This window comes from Alcaligenes sp. MMA (assembly GCF_020907215.1).
GTDB lineage: Bacteria > Pseudomonadota > Gammaproteobacteria > Burkholderiales > Burkholderiaceae_B > Alcaligenes > Alcaligenes aquatilis.
The window spans coordinates 216,753-233,486 of record NZ_JAJJPP010000004.1 but is presented as its reverse complement, the minus strand read 5'-3'; the positions used below and the strand labels follow the sequence as shown (position 1 = coordinate 233,486).

Genomic DNA, 16,734 nt, shown 5'->3' with positions numbered 1-16,734 from the left:
GATCCGATGCGAACGCCCTTAAGGGGCAAGGCGTTGCCGCAAGCTGCTTTTCAACCAGCGGCAAAATTGGCGAGCATCACGTTGTTGGGGTGATTGTGCGTTGACATAGGCCATGTAGGTTGCGCCTGTGGCAACCTGGCCAGGGCCCACTTCCCGCAAGACGCCATCGCGTAGATGGTCCATGACCAGTAAACGTGGCACAACCAGAAATCCTGATCCGGCAATGGCCCCGGCAATGGCGAAAAACAGGTGATCGTAGGTGGCGCTCATCAGCAGACGCGAAGGCTCAATCCCCTGATCCAGAGCCCATACACCCAATATGTCGGGGCGTGAGCGCGCGGTCACCATAGGCCAGTGCTCCCACGTTTGCCCGCTGTGTTGCTGAATCAAGGCCGGTGCGGCCACACAGACGAGTTCTTCACGTGTCAGCTCCCAGCTTTCGCTATCGGGCAGGTTTAAATCCCGGCTGATCAGGACATCGAATTCTTCATTAGGGCGTGGTGGCGATAGATTGGTGATCAGATCAATCTGCATGGCGTGCTGGGCGGTGAACTGGCCAAGCATGGGAACCATCACCGTCATTGAAAAACTGGGCATGGACGTGCGGACTCGCAGCCGTCCGTGCTGATCCGGCTGATGGGCGATTTGCTGAATGGCCATCTCCAGGGTGGCCATTGCATCTTTGACCGTGTCATACAACTGCAGGCCGGCTGCCGTCAGCTCAATATAGGGACCTCGTCGAATGAACAGGGCCTGTTTGCTGACTTTTTCCAAGGTGGCGATATGTCGGCTGACTGCGCTTTGGGTGATCCCCAGGCTTTGGGCTGCACGGGTGAAATTGCCTTGTCGGCCCACGGCGACAAATACGCGCAGTGGAACCAGAGGAACCGTCTCAAGCATGATTAAAACTCATGATAGGGTCACGACTAATAGGGGGTGGAGGTGGGGTGTAACAGAACGGTCATCTACGATAAATACCATGATTTCCATGCGATTTTATTTAAATTTCAGGAAATAATCATGCAAAACCGTTTTCCTTATCTATCCGCTTTGCTCATGCTTTCTTGCCTGGCTTCGGGCGCCGCCAAGGCCGATGAGGTGGTGTTGTACTCCTCTAATAATATCGATGTGGTGAACACGGTGATTGAGCAGTTCCGTCAGGTTCATCCCGAGATAGCGGTGTCCGTGGTGCGGGCGGGTTCCGGTGCCTTGATGCAGCGTATCAAGGCAGAGGCCGATCAACCTTTGGGTGACTTGTTCTGGTCGGGTGGGTTTTCCACCTTGTCGCAGTATGCCGATTACCTGGCGCCCTACTCCTCGCCTGAGGCCTCGGCGGTAGGAGCCCAGTTTCAGGGGCCAGACCAACGCTGGCTGGGTACTAATACCCATGTCACGGTGTTGATGGTCAATGAGCGTCAGTTGGGCAAACTCCAGGCTCCTGCCAGTTGGGCGGATCTGGCTGATCCTGCCTGGAAGGGCAAGATCGTGATTCCTGATCCGGCACGCAGCAGCTCCTCCTATGTCGCCCTGTACGGTTTGCAGGAGTTGATGGGCCAGGACGTGTTTGAAAAAGTGGCTCGCAATGCCGTGGTGGTCGGCACGACAGCGGGCGCCTACGAAGGCGTTGCCAATGGCGAGTTCGCGGTTGCGGTAACGATGGAGTATGCCGCCTATCAATATGTGGCCGGTGGTCTGGATACGATTGACCTGGTCTACCCCAAAGAGGGTACTTTCCTGTCGCCGGAAGGGATGGCCTTGATTAAGGGGGGGCGTAATCCCGAGTCTGCCCGCAAGTTGTACGACTTCCTGGCCTCGCGTCCTGCACAGGAAGAGGTATTCAAAAGTGCGTTTCGCCGTCCTTTACGCAGCGACATTGCCGTCAATACGCTGACAAGCCTGCCTGCCATGGATCAGATCCGTGTGCATGCGCTGGACGATGAGCGTATGGGCGCTGATCGTGAGGCTTTCCTGGCGCGTTGGCGTGATCTGGTTTCGCAGCGCTAGGCAGGACTCCTATGCAGATACATTTATCAGGCATTCAGCAAAGCTACGGCGCACAGACCTTGTTTCAGGGGTTGGATCTGAATATCCCCAGCGGCTCCTTGTTTACCCTGTTGGGGCCGTCGGGTTGTGGCAAGACGACCTTGCTACGCATGTTGGCCGGATTTGTGCGCCCTGATCATGGCAAGGTGCTGTTCGGCCAGAAAGAGATGACGCAGGTGCCTGTGCACAAACGCAATGTGGGCATGGTGTTTCAGGATTACGCCTTGTTTCCGGACCGCAGCGTGCTTGATAACGTCAGCTACGGTTTGCTGGCGCGTGGTCAGTCTCGCACTCAAGCCCGTGGTCCCGCTTTGGACATGTTGGCGCGGGTAGGTTTGAAGGATAAAGCGGATGCCTTGCCGTCCGCGCTGTCCGGGGGGCAGCGACAGCGAGTGGCCATGGCACGCGCCTTGGTGATCAAGCCTGATCTGCTCTTGCTGGACGAGCCCTTGTCTGCCCTGGATGCAAAGCTGCGCACGGACTTGCGCGAAATGCTGCGGGACTTGCAGCAGGAAGCCGGCATTACCACCGTGTTTGTGACGCATGATCAGGAAGAAGCGCTAAGCGTGTCTGACTACATTGCCGTGATGGACCGGGGATGTGTCCGTCAGGTCGGCACGCCTGAGCAGATTTACCGCTGCCCTGACAACAGCTTTGTGGCCGATTTTGTGGGTGGGGCCAATCTGATCGAGCTTCAAGAGGAACTCGGTCAGGCTGCAGATGGCTGCCGCCGCTTCCGGACAGCGGGTTGCATAGTGCGTATCCAGTCTGCCGGACGTTTTTCTGAGCAGACGATGTTGGCTGTGCGGCCTGAAACCCTGAGTGTGGATGCCTTGCGTCCGCTGGATGAGGGTGACATTGCCGCGCGGATTGAAAGCGTGGATTACCGAGGCCCCAGTACGGCGTATCAATTGCGCACGGAATTTGGTTTTCTGAAAGCGGTGGTTTGGAACACCGGCGCCGTGCAGAGTTGGGAGCGAGGGGATGCGGTGGTCTTGCGCGTTCCCGAGTCGGCTCTTTTGGTGGAGCGGACATGATGCTGGGTTCTTTGCGACGCGATCCAGCCTGGCTGATGCTGGCTCTGGGGGCCGTGGCCTTGCTGGGCTACTTTTTGCTGTGGCCGGTCTTGTCCATGCTGACCAGTTCCCTGGTCAACCAGGACGGTCAGTTTGGTTTGCATGGTTACGTGCAGTTTTTTTCGGAACCGGCGTACCGGGAGAGCCTGTTCAACACCTTGTGGTTGGGCGGTGCGGTAACCCTGCTCAGTCTGGTGCTGGGCGCCGGTTTGGCCCTGGCAGCCGCGCGCTTTTCCTTCCCATTGGCCGCCTGTCTGGGTGTATTACCCTTGCTGACCTTGGTCATTCCGGATGTGGTGGTGGCCGCGGCCTGGATTGTGGTGTTGGGTAAACAAGGCGTGCTCAATAGCCTGCTGGCTCCCTTTGGCCTGGAGTTGCCTTCCTTGTACTCCTGGTGGGGTCTGGTTTTTGTGATGACCTTGAACAACTACGTGTATGCCTATGTGGCTGTGCTGGTAGGTTTGAAGTCCATGGATCGCAACCTGGAAGAGGCGGGTCTCAGTCTGGGCAGCTCACCGGGGCGCACATTGCGCACTGTGACCTTCCCTCTGATGGTGCCGGCTTTATGCGGTGCTGCGGTGCTGGTTTTCATGCACGTTATCGGGGATTTTGGCGTTCCAGCCATTCTGGGCGCCCGTACCCCCGTGTTGGCGGTCAAGACGTATAACGAGTTTGTCAGTGAGATGGGCGGTAACCCGCAAATGCAGACCACCATGGCGTCTTTGCTGGTGTTTCTGGGTTTGGTTTTGCTGTTGATCCAAAAGTGGGTGGTGGCCCGACGCACCTACCAGATGGAGTCCGGGCGGGCCCCTGTGCGGGTGCCTTTGCGTGCGTGGCAGGCAACCGTGTGCGCCACCCTGGTGTCGATCCTGGTTGTCTTGTCGATACTGCCGGTGCTGGTGGTCATTGTGACCGCATTTACGCCCTCTATCGGGCCGGTGCTCAAGTATGGCGGCTTTACCTTAAGCCATATGCAGCAAGCCTTGGTGCAGGCACCCGGACCTTTGTACAACTCCTTGCTGCTGGGGGCAGCGGCAACCAGTGCGGGTGCCGTGTTTTCTATCGTGGCCGCCTATCTGATCGTCAAACGTCCGTCTGGACTGAGTGCAGGTCTGGACGCGCTGGTCATGCTGCCTTTGACGATTGCCGGCACGGTACTGGGCATTGCCCTGATCAACGTGTTTAACAGCGGCTGGCTGGTGCTGACGGGCAGTTGGGTCATTATGGCGCTGGCCTACTTTTTGCGCCGGGTGCCCACCAGTGTGCGGGCGGCCATGGGGCCTTTGCATAACGTGCGCAATTCCATCGAGGAGGCCTCCATCAGTTTGGGCGTGGCCCCGATGCCAACTTTTGCGAAGGTCGTTTTGCCGCTGGTCTGGCCCGCGGTGATTGCGGCCACGGTACTGATGTGGATTACGACTTTGTCGGAATTATCCGCCACGGTGGTTCTGTATTTCGGCGGGATGAGCACCTTGCCTATCGAGGTTTTTCAATTGGTCGACAGTGGACGTTTGGCTCAGGCCAGTGCGTATAGCCTGGTGCTGTTGATGGCGATATTTTTGCCGCTGCTGCTGACCCGTTTCATTTTCAAAGTAAAAGTAGGATGGACACAATGAGCTCTGTGCAATGTCAGGAAGAGATCGCGCTGGCCCAGCGCGTATTGGGAGCCAAGGCATCGGCCACCAAAGAGATGACGCGCCTGGCCAATCAAATGCGGCAACAGGGGCAGTCAGTTATTACCCTCAGCCAGGGCGAGCCGGATTTTGCGACCCCCGAGCATGTGCGTCAGGCGGCCAAAGAAGCGATTGATCGCAATGAGTCCCGCTATACCGAAGTAGCCGGCACCCTGGCTCTGCGTGAGGCTGTGGTGCGCAAATTCGAGCGCGACAATGGCCTGCACTTCAGCCCGGATCAGATCCAGGTGGGTTGCGGGGCCAAACAAGCCTTGTACAACGCCTTGCAGGCCACGGTACAGGACGGTGACGAGGTCATCATCCCTACCCCCGCCTGGGTGTCTTACCCTGAAATGGTGCTGTTGGCCGGTGGCCAACCGGTCATTGTGCGGTGCAGTGCACAGGCCGGCTTCAAGCTGCAAGCTGACCAATTGGAACGGGCCATCACCCCCCGTACCAAATGGCTGATGCTCAACTCCCCCTCCAACCCCAGTGGTGCGGTGTATTCGCGTCAGGAGCTGGAAGCACTGGAGCAAGTGCTGTTGCGTCACCCCCATGTCTGGGTGATGGCCGATGATGTGTACGAAAAAATCCGTTATAGCGACGAACCCTTTGCAACGCCGGCTGCTTTGTCGCCCCACATGGCAGCGCGCACCTTGACCATCAATGGTGTCTCCAAGGCCTATGCAATGACGGGTTGGCGAGTGGGTTTTGCAGCGGGTCCGCTGCACCTGATCAAAGCCATGAATCTGGTGCAGTCGCAAGCAACCTCACACACCAGTTCCATCAGCCAGGCGGCGGCGGTGGCCGCACTGGATGGCCCCATGGATTTTCTGCCTGAGTTTGTGGAAGCGTTCCGTCGCCGCCGCGACAAGGTGGTGGCCGCGCTCAATGCGATGCCGGGCATTGAATGTGATCTGCCTATGGGGGCGTTCTATGTGTTCCCTAGTTGCCAAGGCGTATTGGGTTTGCGGGACCCGTCAGGTCAGTTGATCAGTACGGATAAGGACTTGTGCATGTATTTCCTGCGTAGTGTTGGGGTGGCCGTTGTGCCTGGTTCGGCGTTTGAACTGCCTGGCCACTTCCGGGTGTCTTACGCCTCCAGTGACCAGGAGCTGGAAGAGGCCATGAGCCGCATTGCCCAAGCTATTGCTCGACTGAGCTGAACCCCTTACGGAGAAACAGTGTGAATAGTAAAAAAAATCAGGTGTTGAAAGCAGCCTTCTCCCAAGGGCGATTGATGACGGCAATGGCCGCTCATAACCCGTTGGCGGCTCGTCTGGCTCAGGATGCCGGTTTCGGGGCAATTTGGGGGAGCGGTTTTGAGTTGTCTGCCAGTTATGCCGTGCCCGATGCCAACATTCTGTCGATGGGAACGCACTTGGAGATGATGCGGGCGATTGCCTCGACCGTGGACATCCCTTTGATTGCCGACATTGATACTGGTTTTGGTAATGCAGTGAATGTCAGCTATGTCATACCGCAGTACGAGGCGGCGGGCGCCAGTGCCATTGTGATGGAGGATAAAACCTTTCCGAAAGACACCAGTTTGCGAGCGGATGGGCGTCAGGAGTTGGTGCGAATTGAAGAGTTCCAGGGCAAGATTGAAGCGGCTTGTGCCGCACGCCGTGATCCGGATTTTCTGATTATTGCGCGGGTAGAAGCCCTGATTGCCGGCCTGGGGCAAGAAGAGGCCCTGAAGCGTGGCCTGGCGTATGAGCAGGCGGGTGCAGATGCCATTTTGATTCACTCCAAACAGGCCACGCCAGATCAGATTCTGTCTTTTGTAGAAGCTTGGACCGGCAAGGTGCCGTTGGTGTTGGTGCCTACGGCCTACCCTCAACTGACTGAGGCCGACATTGCCCAATTGGGCAAAGTGGGCGTGGTGATTTACGGCAATCATGCGATTCGTGCGGCCGTAGGGGCCATGCAAGCGGTGTTTGCCCAGATTCGCCAGGATGGCGGCATTCAGAATGTGGATGCCAGTCTGCCCTCCGTCAAAACCATTATTGGTTTGCAAGGTGATGCCCATATGCGTCAGATCGAGGCCCGATTCCTGCGCTAGAAGGGGCAGCATTGGGCTTCGTATAATGGCTGATGGCCCGATGGCGGGCCCTTAGCCGGATAAATGCGATGCCCCAATCTGCACAAGGCCCTATCCCGGTCACGCTGTTGACCGGCTTTCTGGGCAGTGGGAAAACGACCCTGATCAATCGCGCTTTGCAAGAAGCGCAGATGGCCGACACGCTGGTCATCATCAATGAGTTTGGGCAGACGGCGCTGGACCATCTGCTGGTGGCGCACAGCCAGGAAAATCTGGTGCAGGAGATGGGCAATGGCTGCGTGTGTTGCACCATACGGCGCGATCTGGTGCAGACCTTGCGCGATATTACCTGGCGGTTTTCCAGGGCGGGTCAGCGACAGTTTAGTCGGGTGTTCATTGAAACAACGGGGCTGGCTGATCCCGCCCCTATTATTCATACCTTGCTGGGCGAGCCTCAATTGGCGGGCAAATATCGTCTGGATGCGGTGGTCACGGTCGTTGACCTGGAGCATGCCAGCGAGACCTTGCGTCGCGAGGAGCTGGCCCGGCGGCAAGTCGCCTTAGCCGATCTATTGGTATTGAGCAAACGCGACTGCGTCGATGCCGATCGTGAGCAGGAGGTCAGCCAGCAATTGGCTGGATTGAATCAGGCCGCTCAGCGTCTGGTTTTGGATGTTGGGCAATCTATGGCGCCCTATTTGCTGGCACTGGGCGACCAGCAAGGCCAGTGGGCTGCGTGGGAGGCGTCCAGCCATGATTGTCTCCATGAGCATTATCACGACCATCATCACGACCATGGCGCCGGTGGTGCGCTGTCCGGGCAAGCGCGGCATGGGCATGCTGTCAGTGCGATCAGCGTAGCCGTGCCGGAGGCACTGAATGCGCAGCATCTGTCGGATTGGCTTGATGAGCTGTGTCGTTGGGCGGGTCCGCGCTTGTTGCGTTTGAAAGCGGTCTTGGCCGTGCAGGGCCGGGAGACGGCGCAGGTAGTGCATGCCGTGCAGCATCGGGTCTACCCGTTCGGATCCTTGTCGCAGTGGCCTTGGCCGCAACGGCAAGGGCGTCTTGTACTCATTACGCAGGATCTGGAACCAGCTCAAGTTTGGCAGCGGCTGCGTCAGTTGGATGCGTCGGTTCGTGCGGTGTGAGGTGCATTTTTCCCGTTCTTTGGCCGTTGATGGAAAACAGCCCATGAGATTGGTGAGTTTGATGGTCGTCAGTGTTTCCAAGAATATGGCTGGGTGCCGTAATTTCTATTTATAAAAATAAGATTAAGATGCATTTAGTCGATACACCTGTTTTGTAACGGTCCAGCACCTTGAAAGGAGTGATCATGAAGGCAATGGTTTATTACGGTGAAAATGACATCCGCTTTGAAGAACGGGAGAAACCGGACCTTCAAGCACCTACCGATGCCATTATTCGCATGGTTAAAACCACAATTTGTGGTACGGATCTGGGTATTTGGAAGGGAAAAAATCCAGAAATCCGTCGTGTGGCCGAAGAAAAAACCGGCAGTTTCAATGGCCGTATTCTCGGGCACGAAGGGGTGGGCATTATTGAGCAGGTTGGCTCAGCGGTAAAAAACGTCAAAGTGGGCGATAAGGTCATTGTGTCGTGCGTGAGCCGTTGTGGTACCTGCGAGAACTGCCAAAAACAACTGTATGCGCACTGCCGCAATGACGGCGGCTGGATTTTGGGCTACATGATTGACGGTACACAGGCTGAATACGTGCGTACCCCCTTTGCCGATACGTCCCTGTACCCTTTGCCTGCCGAACTGAATGAAGATGTGGCCGTGTTGCTATCCGATGCTTTGCCCACTGCACATGAAATTGGCGTGCAGTATGGCAATGTGCAGCCGGGTGACACCATTGCCATTGTGGGAGCCGGCCCAGTGGGTATGGGGTGCTTGTTGACCGCCCAGTTGTATTCGCCCAGCCAGATCATCGTGGTAGACATGGACGAGAACCGACTGGCTATGGCCAAAGAGCTCGGCGCCACGCACATCATTAATTCGGCCAAGGAAGACCCCGTGGCTCGTATTATGGCCATTACCGATGAGCGCGGCGTAGATTGCGCGATGGAAGCGGTGGGCGTTGAAGCGACCTGGAATGTGTGCCAGCAAGTGGTCAAGGAAGGTGGTCATTTGGCCAATGTGGGTGTGCATGGCAAATCGGTGAATTTCTCGCTAGAAAAATTGTGGATCAAAAATTTGACCATTACCACCGGTCTGGTCAATGCCAACACGACAGGCATGCTGCTCAAAACATGCTGCTCGGGCAAGTTGCCCATCGAGAAACTGGCAACCCACCACTTCACGTTTGATCAGCTTGAAAAAGCCTATGATGTGTTCAAACATGCCGCTGACGAAAAAGCAATGAAGGTGATTGTCGACTTCGCCTGACGGTTTTATGCCGACCCTGCCACGTAAAGCGCCTGTTTATTGCAGGCGCTTTTTTGTGGTTATGCAGATGGGGTAGGTTTTAAAAAAAGGACGCCTAAGCGTCCTTTTCAAAAGCCGTTGGGCTAACAGACGTTATTGGGGCTCTACGCCCACTTTCTTGAACAAGGCGGCCCACTGGGGAACTTGTTGTTCCACTTTGGCTTGCAAGGCGGCCGGGTTGGCTTCTTTGTCCATGACCGTCGCTCCCAGGGTGGACATGCGGCTTCGGAAGTCCTTGTCGGCCATGCCGGTCTGCAAGGCTTTCACCAAGGTCTCCACGACAGGCTGGGGGGTGTCTTTCGGTGCCCACATACCGTGCCAGATACCAACTTCAAAGTCCTTGAAACCGGACTCCTGCATGGTGGGGACGTCCGGTAAGGTTGGGACGCGTTGCGGGCTGGTCACGGCATAGACCTTCACTTTGCCGGATTTGATTTGTTGGGTGGTATTGGTGGTTTGGTCACACATGACGTCCACCTGCTTGCCCATCAAATCCGCAATGGCCGGGGCGGTGCCTTTATAGGGGACCGTCAGCAGCTCGATACCCAGCGCTTCGGTGAGCATGGTGCCGCACAGGTGGCTGGCTGCGCCAATCCCGGCGTTGGCCAGGGAAACCTTGTCCTGGTTGTCCTTCAAGTACTGCACCAGTTCCTGAATGTTGTTGGGCGGGAAGTCTTCGCGGGCAATGATGGTCATGGGAACGTCGACCACCAGACCGATGGGGGACATACCATTGATGGCGTCGTAGCCGGGTTTTTTGTACAGCGAAGGAGCGGTGGAAAAGCCGATGTGCATCAGCAGTATGTTGTAGCCGTCCGGTTTGGCACGGGCGACCTGGGAGGTGCCAATGGAGCCTCCGGCACCGCCCTTGTTTTCGACCACGATGGTTTCACCCAAGGCTGGGCGCATGGCTTCGGCCAGAGCGCGTGCCACGTTGTCCGTGGGGCCGCCCGCCGCAAAAGGGACCACCATATTGATGGGGTGGTCCGGATAACCCGCTGCCTGCGCGGTGACCGAGCAGGCCAAGGCCGCGCCCAGACTGACAAACAGCTTGTTTAATGCAACAGCCATAATGCCTCCTTGATAAGGATTGCTTATTCTTTTGGGAGATACCTGGATCCGGTCGCGTGGTGTTGCGAAGCGTTGCAGGAGTGGCTTTATTCTACTGAGTGCAAACGCCTTTCTTGTTCAGGTCTAACCCTAGTAAGGGGCGTAAATCGGCTAGGGGAATATACGGGGACAAGCCACGACCTAAGGCGGTGGCTTGTCCAGGGACGGGGTCACGCAGAGGTCGGTTTATGCAGGACCGGCGTTAGGTAGGCGATGATGGCAACCGTCAGGGCGGCAGTGGCGACCAAGCTGCAAAAGATCATCAGACCCTGATCCAGGCCTAAGTGGTCGGCCAGCCAGCCCAGGCCCAAAATAGGCAAAATGGCACCCAGGTAACCCGTGATCAGGTAGGTGGAGGTCAGGCCGGCACGCTGGTGCGGGGGGGAGACACGTTGCACGATGGACATGCCGCCGTACATGCACAGGCCGTGGCCAAAGGCGGTCAGCAGTACGCACACAATGAACAGTAGCGAGGAGCTGGCCCACAGATTGATCAGCAAGGCGATACAGGCCAGGGTGAAGGACAGCAGCCCCACAATGACGCTGCGCTTGGCCGGCCAGCGGCGGATCAGTAACTGGAAACCCGAGGACAGAAACAGAATAATCCCGATGGAAAAGCCGCTGGTGGCCGGGCCGTGCCAAGGCACCATTTGCGCCATGAAGCTCGGTGCCAGAGAGGCAAACAGACTGAACATGGCAAAGGCGCAGCAGGCAGACAAGCAGCCAATCAGATAGGGGCGTCGTAAATGGGTGGCGGGCAGCGTCAGGCGCGGCATCCAGGTGCGCCAACTGTTCTTTTGCGGAACAGGCTGTTTGCTGGCAATGGGCCGGATTTGAAACAGGGCATAGATGGCCAGTACGCCCAGGATCATGGAGGGGATATAGCTGGAGAACAGTGGGTTCGGTATCCATTGTGCGATCAGGCCGCCTACCACTGGGCCCAGGCCAAATCCAAAGGCCAGCATCAGCGAGGTAGTGGCCGCAGCGCGTTGCACATCCCCGCCCCGGTTAAATTGCCCCAGACCGATGGAGGCCGAGGTCACAATCATGCTGGAGGCCATCCCGATCATGATGCGGCTGAATAGAAAGCTGCCCACATCCCAGGCAAAGGCGGACAGGGTTACGCCGCTGGTGACCAGAATCAAGCCGGTACGCAGCACGGGCATAAAGCCTTTCATGTCGCTTAAGCGGCCCAGAAACAGCAGGCCCGTCAAGCCGGAGGCCATATACGCCACGTAGAGTTGGGTGATGTGGCTGGCGTTCAGATCCCAGCGATCCTGGTACAGCGGATACAGGGGGCTGGCCAAGGCCGTACCCATTACCCCGATACACATGGCGATACTGATCCACACGTAAGGGTCCCACTTGCTTTTCTTGCAGGGGGGCCGTGCCGTTGCGGGTTTGTCAGCGTCCGCTGCTTGGCTCGGGTGGCTCAGGTGATGTTCGACTCGTGCCTGTTGCAGGGTCTGGGCGGGGGCACTGGCGTGAAAGTCCTTGCAGCTTTGGGCGTCTTGCCAGCTTTCGTGCAGCACCCAGTGTCCGGGGGGCTGGTCCTTGCGCAATACATCGAAGCGTAAACAGGCGGTGTTGGCTCGGGCTTGTTCAGCCAGCGAGCCTGTATAGGTATCCTGCGCTTGCAGATCCAAATCGGTGAAATGGTAGTGTGTAGTACGAAAGTACGTATCGCCCATGCGACGCAATCCTTGACAGCGAAATCATTCGGGACCATCAAGGATACTCTTTCGTGTCTGTACTTACATGGCAAATAGCTGACACTAGGTTGGCTGGCGCAAATCCAGATGCACCTCAGCCACATGCAAGACCTCGGCCTCGTGGTCCGGGTCGCGCCAGGTGTCCTCACAGGCCATTTGATGCCAGTGTTGCATGGCAGGCAGTGCCAATAAGCGACTCATGTAGCTTTGGCACGTCTTGTCCAGCGTCAAACCATAGGTTTGCAAGCGAAATACCACGGGGGCGTAAAAGGCATCGACCGCGCTGAATCGCTCGCCGGCCAGGAAGGGGCCACCAAAACGGCTCAAACCTTCTTGCCAGAGGGTTTGCAGGCGATCCAGTTCACCTTGCAGGCGCATATCGTGCTGATGGTGATGGGCCCGCAAGGCAACGGCAAAGGGACACAGATTACGTAGCGAGGAAAAATTGGCGTGCATCTCTGCACTGGCGCTGCGAGCCCAGGCGCGTGCAATGGGGTCAATCGGCCAGACGCCGGGGTGCTGTTCGGCCAGATATTCAGCAATGGCCAGGCTGTCCCAAATAGTTTGCCCATTGGTATGCAACACAGGGACCTGGCCTGTCGGGGCCATTTCGTGAAAGGCCACAGTGCTAAAGGGATGGCCAAAGTTGAACCAGCGCACGTTAAAATCCATGCCCAAGTGGCTCATTAATAACCAGGGTCGCAAAGACCAGGACGAGTAGTGGGGATTGCCCAGGACAAGGGTATAGTTTCTGGAAGCTTGCATGGTGGCACGGGTTTACGAAGGGGATGGTGGTTGCACTGTAGTTGGCTTTGATCTGTTTGGGTAGTACTGGCGCCGTCTTGCCGTTTTGGTACGTGGTTTTTTTACTGACTTGTGGAGTCGTCCATGGCGTATGACCTGGAAAAACGATTGGTCATTGGCCTGGCCTCCAGTGCCTTGTTTGATCTGAGCCAGTCTCATCAGGTCTTTCTGGAGCAAGGGGAGGCGGCCTATCGCGATTACCAGTTGGCACGCGAGCACGAACCGTTAAAGCCGGGTGTGGCCTTTTCCTTTATCCGGCGTTTGCTGGCCTTGAATGATTTGTCGCCCGACGATCCCTTGGTGGAGGTCGTGTTGCTGTCGCGTAACGATCCCAATACCGGTTTGCGGGTTATGAATTCCATCCGCCATCATGATCTGGACATTACGCGGGCGGTGTTTTTGCAAGGGGGCGACCCCAGCCCTTATATTCAGCCGCTGTCCATCAGCCTGTTTCTGTCAGCCAACCAGGAGGATGTGCACCGGGCGGTGCAGCAAGGTTATCCTGCAGGCCAAGTGTTGAATTCATCCTACGAGGATGCCTACGATGACCAGCCTATCCGGGTGGCCTTTGACTTTGACGGGGTGATCGCGGACGACGAGTCCGAGCGCGTGTATCAGCAAGAAGGCGGCCTGCCGGCCTTTTTCGAGCACGAAGTGCGTTTGGTGCAAAAGCCCCATAATCCGGGCCTGTTGCAGGCGTTTTTGCTGAAATTGGCGCATATTCAGGAAGTGGAGCAGCAGCGTCAGGAGCAGGATGCCAGCTATGTGCCGCGTTTGCGGATTGCGATTGTGACAGCGCGCAATGCCCCGGCCCATGAACGCGTCATCAATACCATTCGTAGCTGGGGCATTGAGGTGAACGAGGCTTTCTTTCTGGGTGGCATTGAAAAGCGTCGGGTGCTGGAAGTCTTGCAGCCGCATATCTTCTTTGATGACCAGACCACGCACCTGATTCCGACCGCGCAGACCTTGCCCTCCGTGCATATTCCGTTTGGGGTGGTGAACCATCCGCCGGTGAAAGTGGCGGAGCCGGAGAAAAAGAAGGGTCGGAAACAGGAGCAGCGGAAATCAAAGCCGTAGATAGGGTGCTGTGATTGGCTAGTGCGGCTGCAGCGGGCTTAGTGCCAAGTCCGTTTGGTTTTAAAACCGCCCAAGACAAAGCCGCGAGCTGATGCGGGATCAGGCGCGGCTTGGTTCTTGTCGGCTCCCAGTTCTCAGACTTGGGCCAGAGCGCGGCTAACAGCGCGTGCAGCGGGTTGAATCAGGCTGGCCAGGGCGTCGGGATTGATGGCCTCAAAGCGCTCCAGGCTTCCCAGCAAGGTCAGGCTGCCGAAGATTCGTTTGGCATCGTCAAACACAGGCGCGGAAATCCCGGCGATACCCGGATTGATCTGCTCCTTGGTAATGCAATAGCCCGCGCGGCGCAGCTCCTGCATATGGGCCGAAAAAACCGGCCATTCCTTGCCCAGGCCTTGCACATAGTCAATATGTTGATTTTTCTCGTACAGACGACGCAGGTGGCGGGTGGGCAGATAAGCGGTAACGATACGCGCCGTGGAACTGCGGAACATGTCCATGGTTCGGCCACGGCCAAACAGCAGCTCGAAACGCCCCGGCCCGGTTTCCTGATGGGTGGTCAAGATGCGTTCGCCGTATTGCTGGCCGATCAGTACGTCCAGCCCGGTTTGCTCGACCAGCGAGCGCAACAGGGGGCGACAGCGGCTGACCAGCGGATCAAATTCGCGGATCAGCAAATCCATTTCTATAAACCGTGGCCCAGGGGCGTAGCCTTCTGGGCTGCGAATCAACAGGCCGCTATTGCACAGCTCTTTCAGATAGCGATAGGTGGTGGCGGGAGGGTAGCCCAGGCGGGTGCAGATGGTCTCCACATCCAGCACCGGCGTATGTGCACCGTACAAGTCCAGAATTTGCAGCATGCGTCGTAGACTATTCATGTGCCCTCGTAAAAACGGAGTGGTTGATTCCCTATTCTAACCACGCTCAGGCCTGTCAGTGGGGAGCAACAGCGAGCCTTACTCCGCTCTACTGGTTTATACCTAAACAATCAGATTATTCGGAAATTTTTCTCAGACTGCGGTAATAATCGGGAATATAAGCGGGTCTGTTCTGTATTTGCTTACACATGGCCTACTCTTTTTGTGACGCTGGGCACGTTGTGGACCCGGCCCCGGTTTGACGAGGTGGACATGGATCAGGCACAGCACAGCCAAGTGTCGTTGGAAATTAAAAATGTACTGTTCATCATGTGTGATCAGTTACGCGCCGATCATCTGTCCTGTTATCGCCCTGGTGGTGCGCTAAAGACGCCGAATCTGGATCGTTTGGCGGCGATGGGACTGCGGTTTGATCGCGCCTATGTGAACTCGGCTGTCTGCGGACCGTCACGCGCCTCGTACTACACCGGCCGCTACCCCTTGTCGCATCGGGTCACCTGGAACCGCGTCCCTCACCCCATCGACGAGCTGTATCTGGGCGATTATCTGGCCCAGTCGGGAAGGGACTGCCATCTGTTGGGCAAGACGCACCATGTACCGGACCCAGCTGGCGCCAATGCTCGACGTTTTCAGGTTCAGCCCGAGGCTGCCGAGCGTTTCTGGCAAGGTGGTTTTACCGCGATTGAGCGTTATGACGGCCATTTTGAAATGGGCCCGGATAGCGAATACCGCCAGTATTTGCAGGCCCAGGGTTACGACAGCGAGCGTCCCTGGGAAGACTATGTGATTGGCAGCCAGGATGCCCAGGGCCAGTTCGCCTCTGGCTGGTACATGCGCAATGCCAGCCTGCCCGCACGGGTACAGGCACAGGACTCTGAAACCGCGTACTTCACCCAGCGGGCCATGGATTTCATCACGGCCAAAGCTGAAGAGCCCTGGGCCTTGCACCTGTCTTTCATTAAACCGCACTGGCCTTATAAAGCTCCGGCACCCTACCACGACTGTTTCGGCCCGGAAGACGCCTGTACCCCCTTGCGTGCGGAACACGAGCGCCAGAATGCGCATCCGGTGCATGCGGCCTATCAGCAGCATGAAGAGTCCCAGTCTTTTGCCCAGGACGAGGTCTGGCGCACCATCAAGCCCGTGTATATGGGCCTGGTCCAGCAGATTGATGATGAAGTCGGCCGTTTGCTGGACATGCTCGAGCAGCAAGATCGCCTGAAAGATACCCTGATCATTTTTAGCTCCGATCATGGCGATTTACTGGGCGACCATTGGCTGGGCGAGAAAGAGTACTTCTTTGAAAACGCCATTCGCGTGCCGCTGATCGTGGTGGACCCACGGACCTTGGCCAATGCCACACGCGGCCAAAGCAGCGATGCCTTTGTGGAGTGTGTGGATGTCACCCCCACGATTCTGGATGCCTTGCATCTGCCCGCCCAGGAACACCGGGTGGAGGGCCGTTCCCTGATTCCGCTTTTGCACGGTCAGTCGGACTGGGCACGTGAATACACCGTGGCCAGCCTGGATTATGCCTATCGGGAAGCCCGCCAGATTCTGGGTCGTGGCGTGGACGAATGCCGTGGCCTGATGTTGCGTGATGGCGAGTATAAATACATGCATTGGCAGGGTTACCGGCCACAATTGTTCGATTTGAGGCAAGACCCTGACGAGCTGCACGATCTGGGCGCAGACCCGGCGTATGCAGCGGTTTGTCGGCGTATGAAAGAAGGCCTGCTGGACTGGCACGACACCCTGAAAGGACGTGCCAGCGAGAGCTGGGCTGCGGTAGAGGATCGTACCAATGCGCACGAGCGCATGATGAATATCTTGATTGGACGATGGTAAATGCGCTGCGGGGGCTACCAGTG

14 protein-coding genes are annotated in these 16,734 nt (G+C 57.1%); 9 read left to right on the top strand and 5 right to left on the bottom strand.

The window, feature by feature from the left end; all coding sequences use genetic code 11:
* Positions 1-18: 18 nt before the first annotated feature.
* Positions 19-900: a LysR family transcriptional regulator gene (locus tag LNA76_RS17245; RefSeq protein ID WP_108727015.1), complete on the bottom strand. Its 882-nt coding sequence runs from the start codon at positions 898-900 to the stop codon at positions 19-21.
* Positions 901-1,020: 120 nt separating this feature from the next.
* On the opposite strand from LNA76_RS17245, the gene LNA76_RS17240 reads away from it, so the two are divergent.
* From LNA76_RS17240 to LNA76_RS17210, 7 genes are all read left to right on the top strand, one after another.
* Positions 1,021-2,004 (top strand): ABC transporter substrate-binding protein, encoded by a 984-nt coding sequence (locus tag LNA76_RS17240; protein WP_108727016.1) that lies wholly within the window; start codon positions 1,021-1,023, stop codon positions 2,002-2,004.
* A gap of 11 nt (positions 2,005-2,015) precedes the next feature.
* Entirely contained in the window at positions 2,016-3,080 is a 1,065-nt protein-coding gene (locus tag LNA76_RS17235; RefSeq protein ID WP_108727017.1) for an ABC transporter ATP-binding protein, read from the top strand.
* The gene (locus tag LNA76_RS17230; protein ID WP_230019533.1) at positions 3,077-4,735 is read left to right on the top strand and encodes an ABC transporter permease; all 1,659 of its coding nucleotides are present in this window, start codon (positions 3,077-3,079) and stop codon (positions 4,733-4,735) included. The genes LNA76_RS17235 and LNA76_RS17230 overlap by 4 nt, the downstream gene beginning before the upstream one ends.
* The gene (locus tag LNA76_RS17225) at positions 4,732-5,958 is read left to right on the top strand and encodes a pyridoxal phosphate-dependent aminotransferase (protein WP_108727019.1); all 1,227 of its coding nucleotides are present in this window, start codon (positions 4,732-4,734) and stop codon (positions 5,956-5,958) included. Before LNA76_RS17230 ends, LNA76_RS17225 begins: the two co-directional genes overlap by 4 nt.
* A gap of 20 nt (positions 5,959-5,978) precedes the next feature.
* Positions 5,979-6,857 (top strand): phosphonopyruvate hydrolase, encoded by an 879-nt coding sequence (locus LNA76_RS17220; protein ID WP_108727020.1) that lies wholly within the window; start codon positions 5,979-5,981, stop codon positions 6,855-6,857.
* A 68-nt stretch (positions 6,858-6,925) separates the two neighbouring features.
* Entirely contained in the window at positions 6,926-7,984 is a 1,059-nt protein-coding gene (locus LNA76_RS17215) for a CobW family GTP-binding protein (RefSeq protein ID WP_230019532.1), read from the top strand.
* A 185-nt stretch (positions 7,985-8,169) separates the two neighbouring features.
* On the top strand, positions 8,170-9,243 hold the full coding sequence (locus LNA76_RS17210; RefSeq protein WP_108727022.1) for a zinc-dependent alcohol dehydrogenase family protein: 1,074 nt from the start codon (positions 8,170-8,172) through the stop codon (positions 9,241-9,243).
* A 132-nt stretch (positions 9,244-9,375) separates the two neighbouring features.
* On the opposite strand, the gene LNA76_RS17205 is transcribed toward LNA76_RS17210, so the two are convergent.
* From LNA76_RS17205 to LNA76_RS17195, 3 genes are all read right to left on the bottom strand, one after another.
* Positions 9,376-10,353, bottom strand: coding sequence for a tripartite tricarboxylate transporter substrate binding protein BugD (locus tag LNA76_RS17205; RefSeq protein ID WP_230019531.1), 978 nt, complete (start codon positions 10,351-10,353; stop codon positions 9,376-9,378).
* 209 nt (positions 10,354-10,562) lie between these two features.
* Positions 10,563-12,083, bottom strand: a complete 1,521-nt coding sequence (locus LNA76_RS17200) for an MFS transporter (protein ID WP_230019530.1) — start codon at positions 12,081-12,083, stop codon at positions 10,563-10,565.
* 84 nt (positions 12,084-12,167) lie between these two features.
* Positions 12,168-12,869, bottom strand: coding sequence for a glutathione S-transferase family protein (locus LNA76_RS17195; RefSeq protein ID WP_094195157.1), 702 nt, complete (start codon positions 12,867-12,869; stop codon positions 12,168-12,170).
* A gap of 123 nt (positions 12,870-12,992) precedes the next feature.
* Here LNA76_RS17195 and LNA76_RS17190 point away from each other — a divergent pair, with 123 nt between their 5' ends.
* Complete coding sequence (locus LNA76_RS17190) at positions 12,993-13,988, top strand: 5'-nucleotidase (protein ID WP_094195158.1); 996 nt, start codon at positions 12,993-12,995, stop codon at positions 13,986-13,988.
* A 134-nt stretch (positions 13,989-14,122) separates the two neighbouring features.
* Here the strand turns inward: LNA76_RS17190 and LNA76_RS17185 are convergent, their stop codons facing one another.
* Positions 14,123-14,863, bottom strand: a complete 741-nt coding sequence (locus LNA76_RS17185) for an IclR family transcriptional regulator (RefSeq protein ID WP_094195159.1) — start codon at positions 14,861-14,863, stop codon at positions 14,123-14,125.
* Positions 14,864-15,115: 252 nt separating this feature from the next.
* On the opposite strand from LNA76_RS17185, the gene LNA76_RS17180 reads away from it, so the two are divergent.
* Positions 15,116-16,711, top strand: a complete 1,596-nt coding sequence (locus LNA76_RS17180; protein ID WP_230019529.1) for a sulfatase-like hydrolase/transferase — start codon at positions 15,116-15,118, stop codon at positions 16,709-16,711.
* Positions 16,712-16,734 lie beyond the last annotated feature (23 nt).

What these genes read in the sequence shown, in the direction of transcription:
- LNA76_RS17245 (WP_108727015.1), bottom strand. Translation starts at nt 900, where the DNA reads ATGCTTGAGACGGTTCCTCTGGTTCCACTGCGCGTATTTGTCGCCGTG.
- LNA76_RS17240 (WP_108727016.1), top strand. Translation starts at nt 1,021, where the DNA reads ATGCAAAACCGTTTTCCTTATCTATCCGCTTTGCTCATGCTTTCTTGC.
- LNA76_RS17235 (WP_108727017.1), top strand. Translation starts at nt 2,016, where the DNA reads ATGCAGATACATTTATCAGGCATTCAGCAAAGCTACGGCGCACAGACC.
- LNA76_RS17230 (WP_230019533.1), top strand. Translation starts at nt 3,077, where the DNA reads ATGATGCTGGGTTCTTTGCGACGCGATCCAGCCTGGCTGATGCTGGCT.
- LNA76_RS17225 (WP_108727019.1), top strand. Translation starts at nt 4,732, where the DNA reads ATGAGCTCTGTGCAATGTCAGGAAGAGATCGCGCTGGCCCAGCGCGTA.
- LNA76_RS17215 (WP_230019532.1), top strand. Translation starts at nt 6,926, where the DNA reads ATGCCCCAATCTGCACAAGGCCCTATCCCGGTCACGCTGTTGACCGGC.
- LNA76_RS17210 (WP_108727022.1), top strand. Translation starts at nt 8,170, where the DNA reads ATGAAGGCAATGGTTTATTACGGTGAAAATGACATCCGCTTTGAAGAA.
- LNA76_RS17205 (WP_230019531.1), bottom strand. Translation starts at nt 10,353, where the DNA reads ATGGCTGTTGCATTAAACAAGCTGTTTGTCAGTCTGGGCGCGGCCTTG.
- LNA76_RS17200 (WP_230019530.1), bottom strand. Translation starts at nt 12,083, where the DNA reads ATGGGCGATACGTACTTTCGTACTACACACTACCATTTCACCGATTTG.
- LNA76_RS17195 (WP_094195157.1), bottom strand. Translation starts at nt 12,869, where the DNA reads ATGCAAGCTTCCAGAAACTATACCCTTGTCCTGGGCAATCCCCACTAC.
- LNA76_RS17190 (WP_094195158.1), top strand. Translation starts at nt 12,993, where the DNA reads ATGGCGTATGACCTGGAAAAACGATTGGTCATTGGCCTGGCCTCCAGT.
- LNA76_RS17185 (WP_094195159.1), bottom strand. Translation starts at nt 14,863, where the DNA reads ATGAATAGTCTACGACGCATGCTGCAAATTCTGGACTTGTACGGTGCA.
- LNA76_RS17180 (WP_230019529.1), top strand. Translation starts at nt 15,116, where the DNA reads ATGGATCAGGCACAGCACAGCCAAGTGTCGTTGGAAATTAAAAATGTA.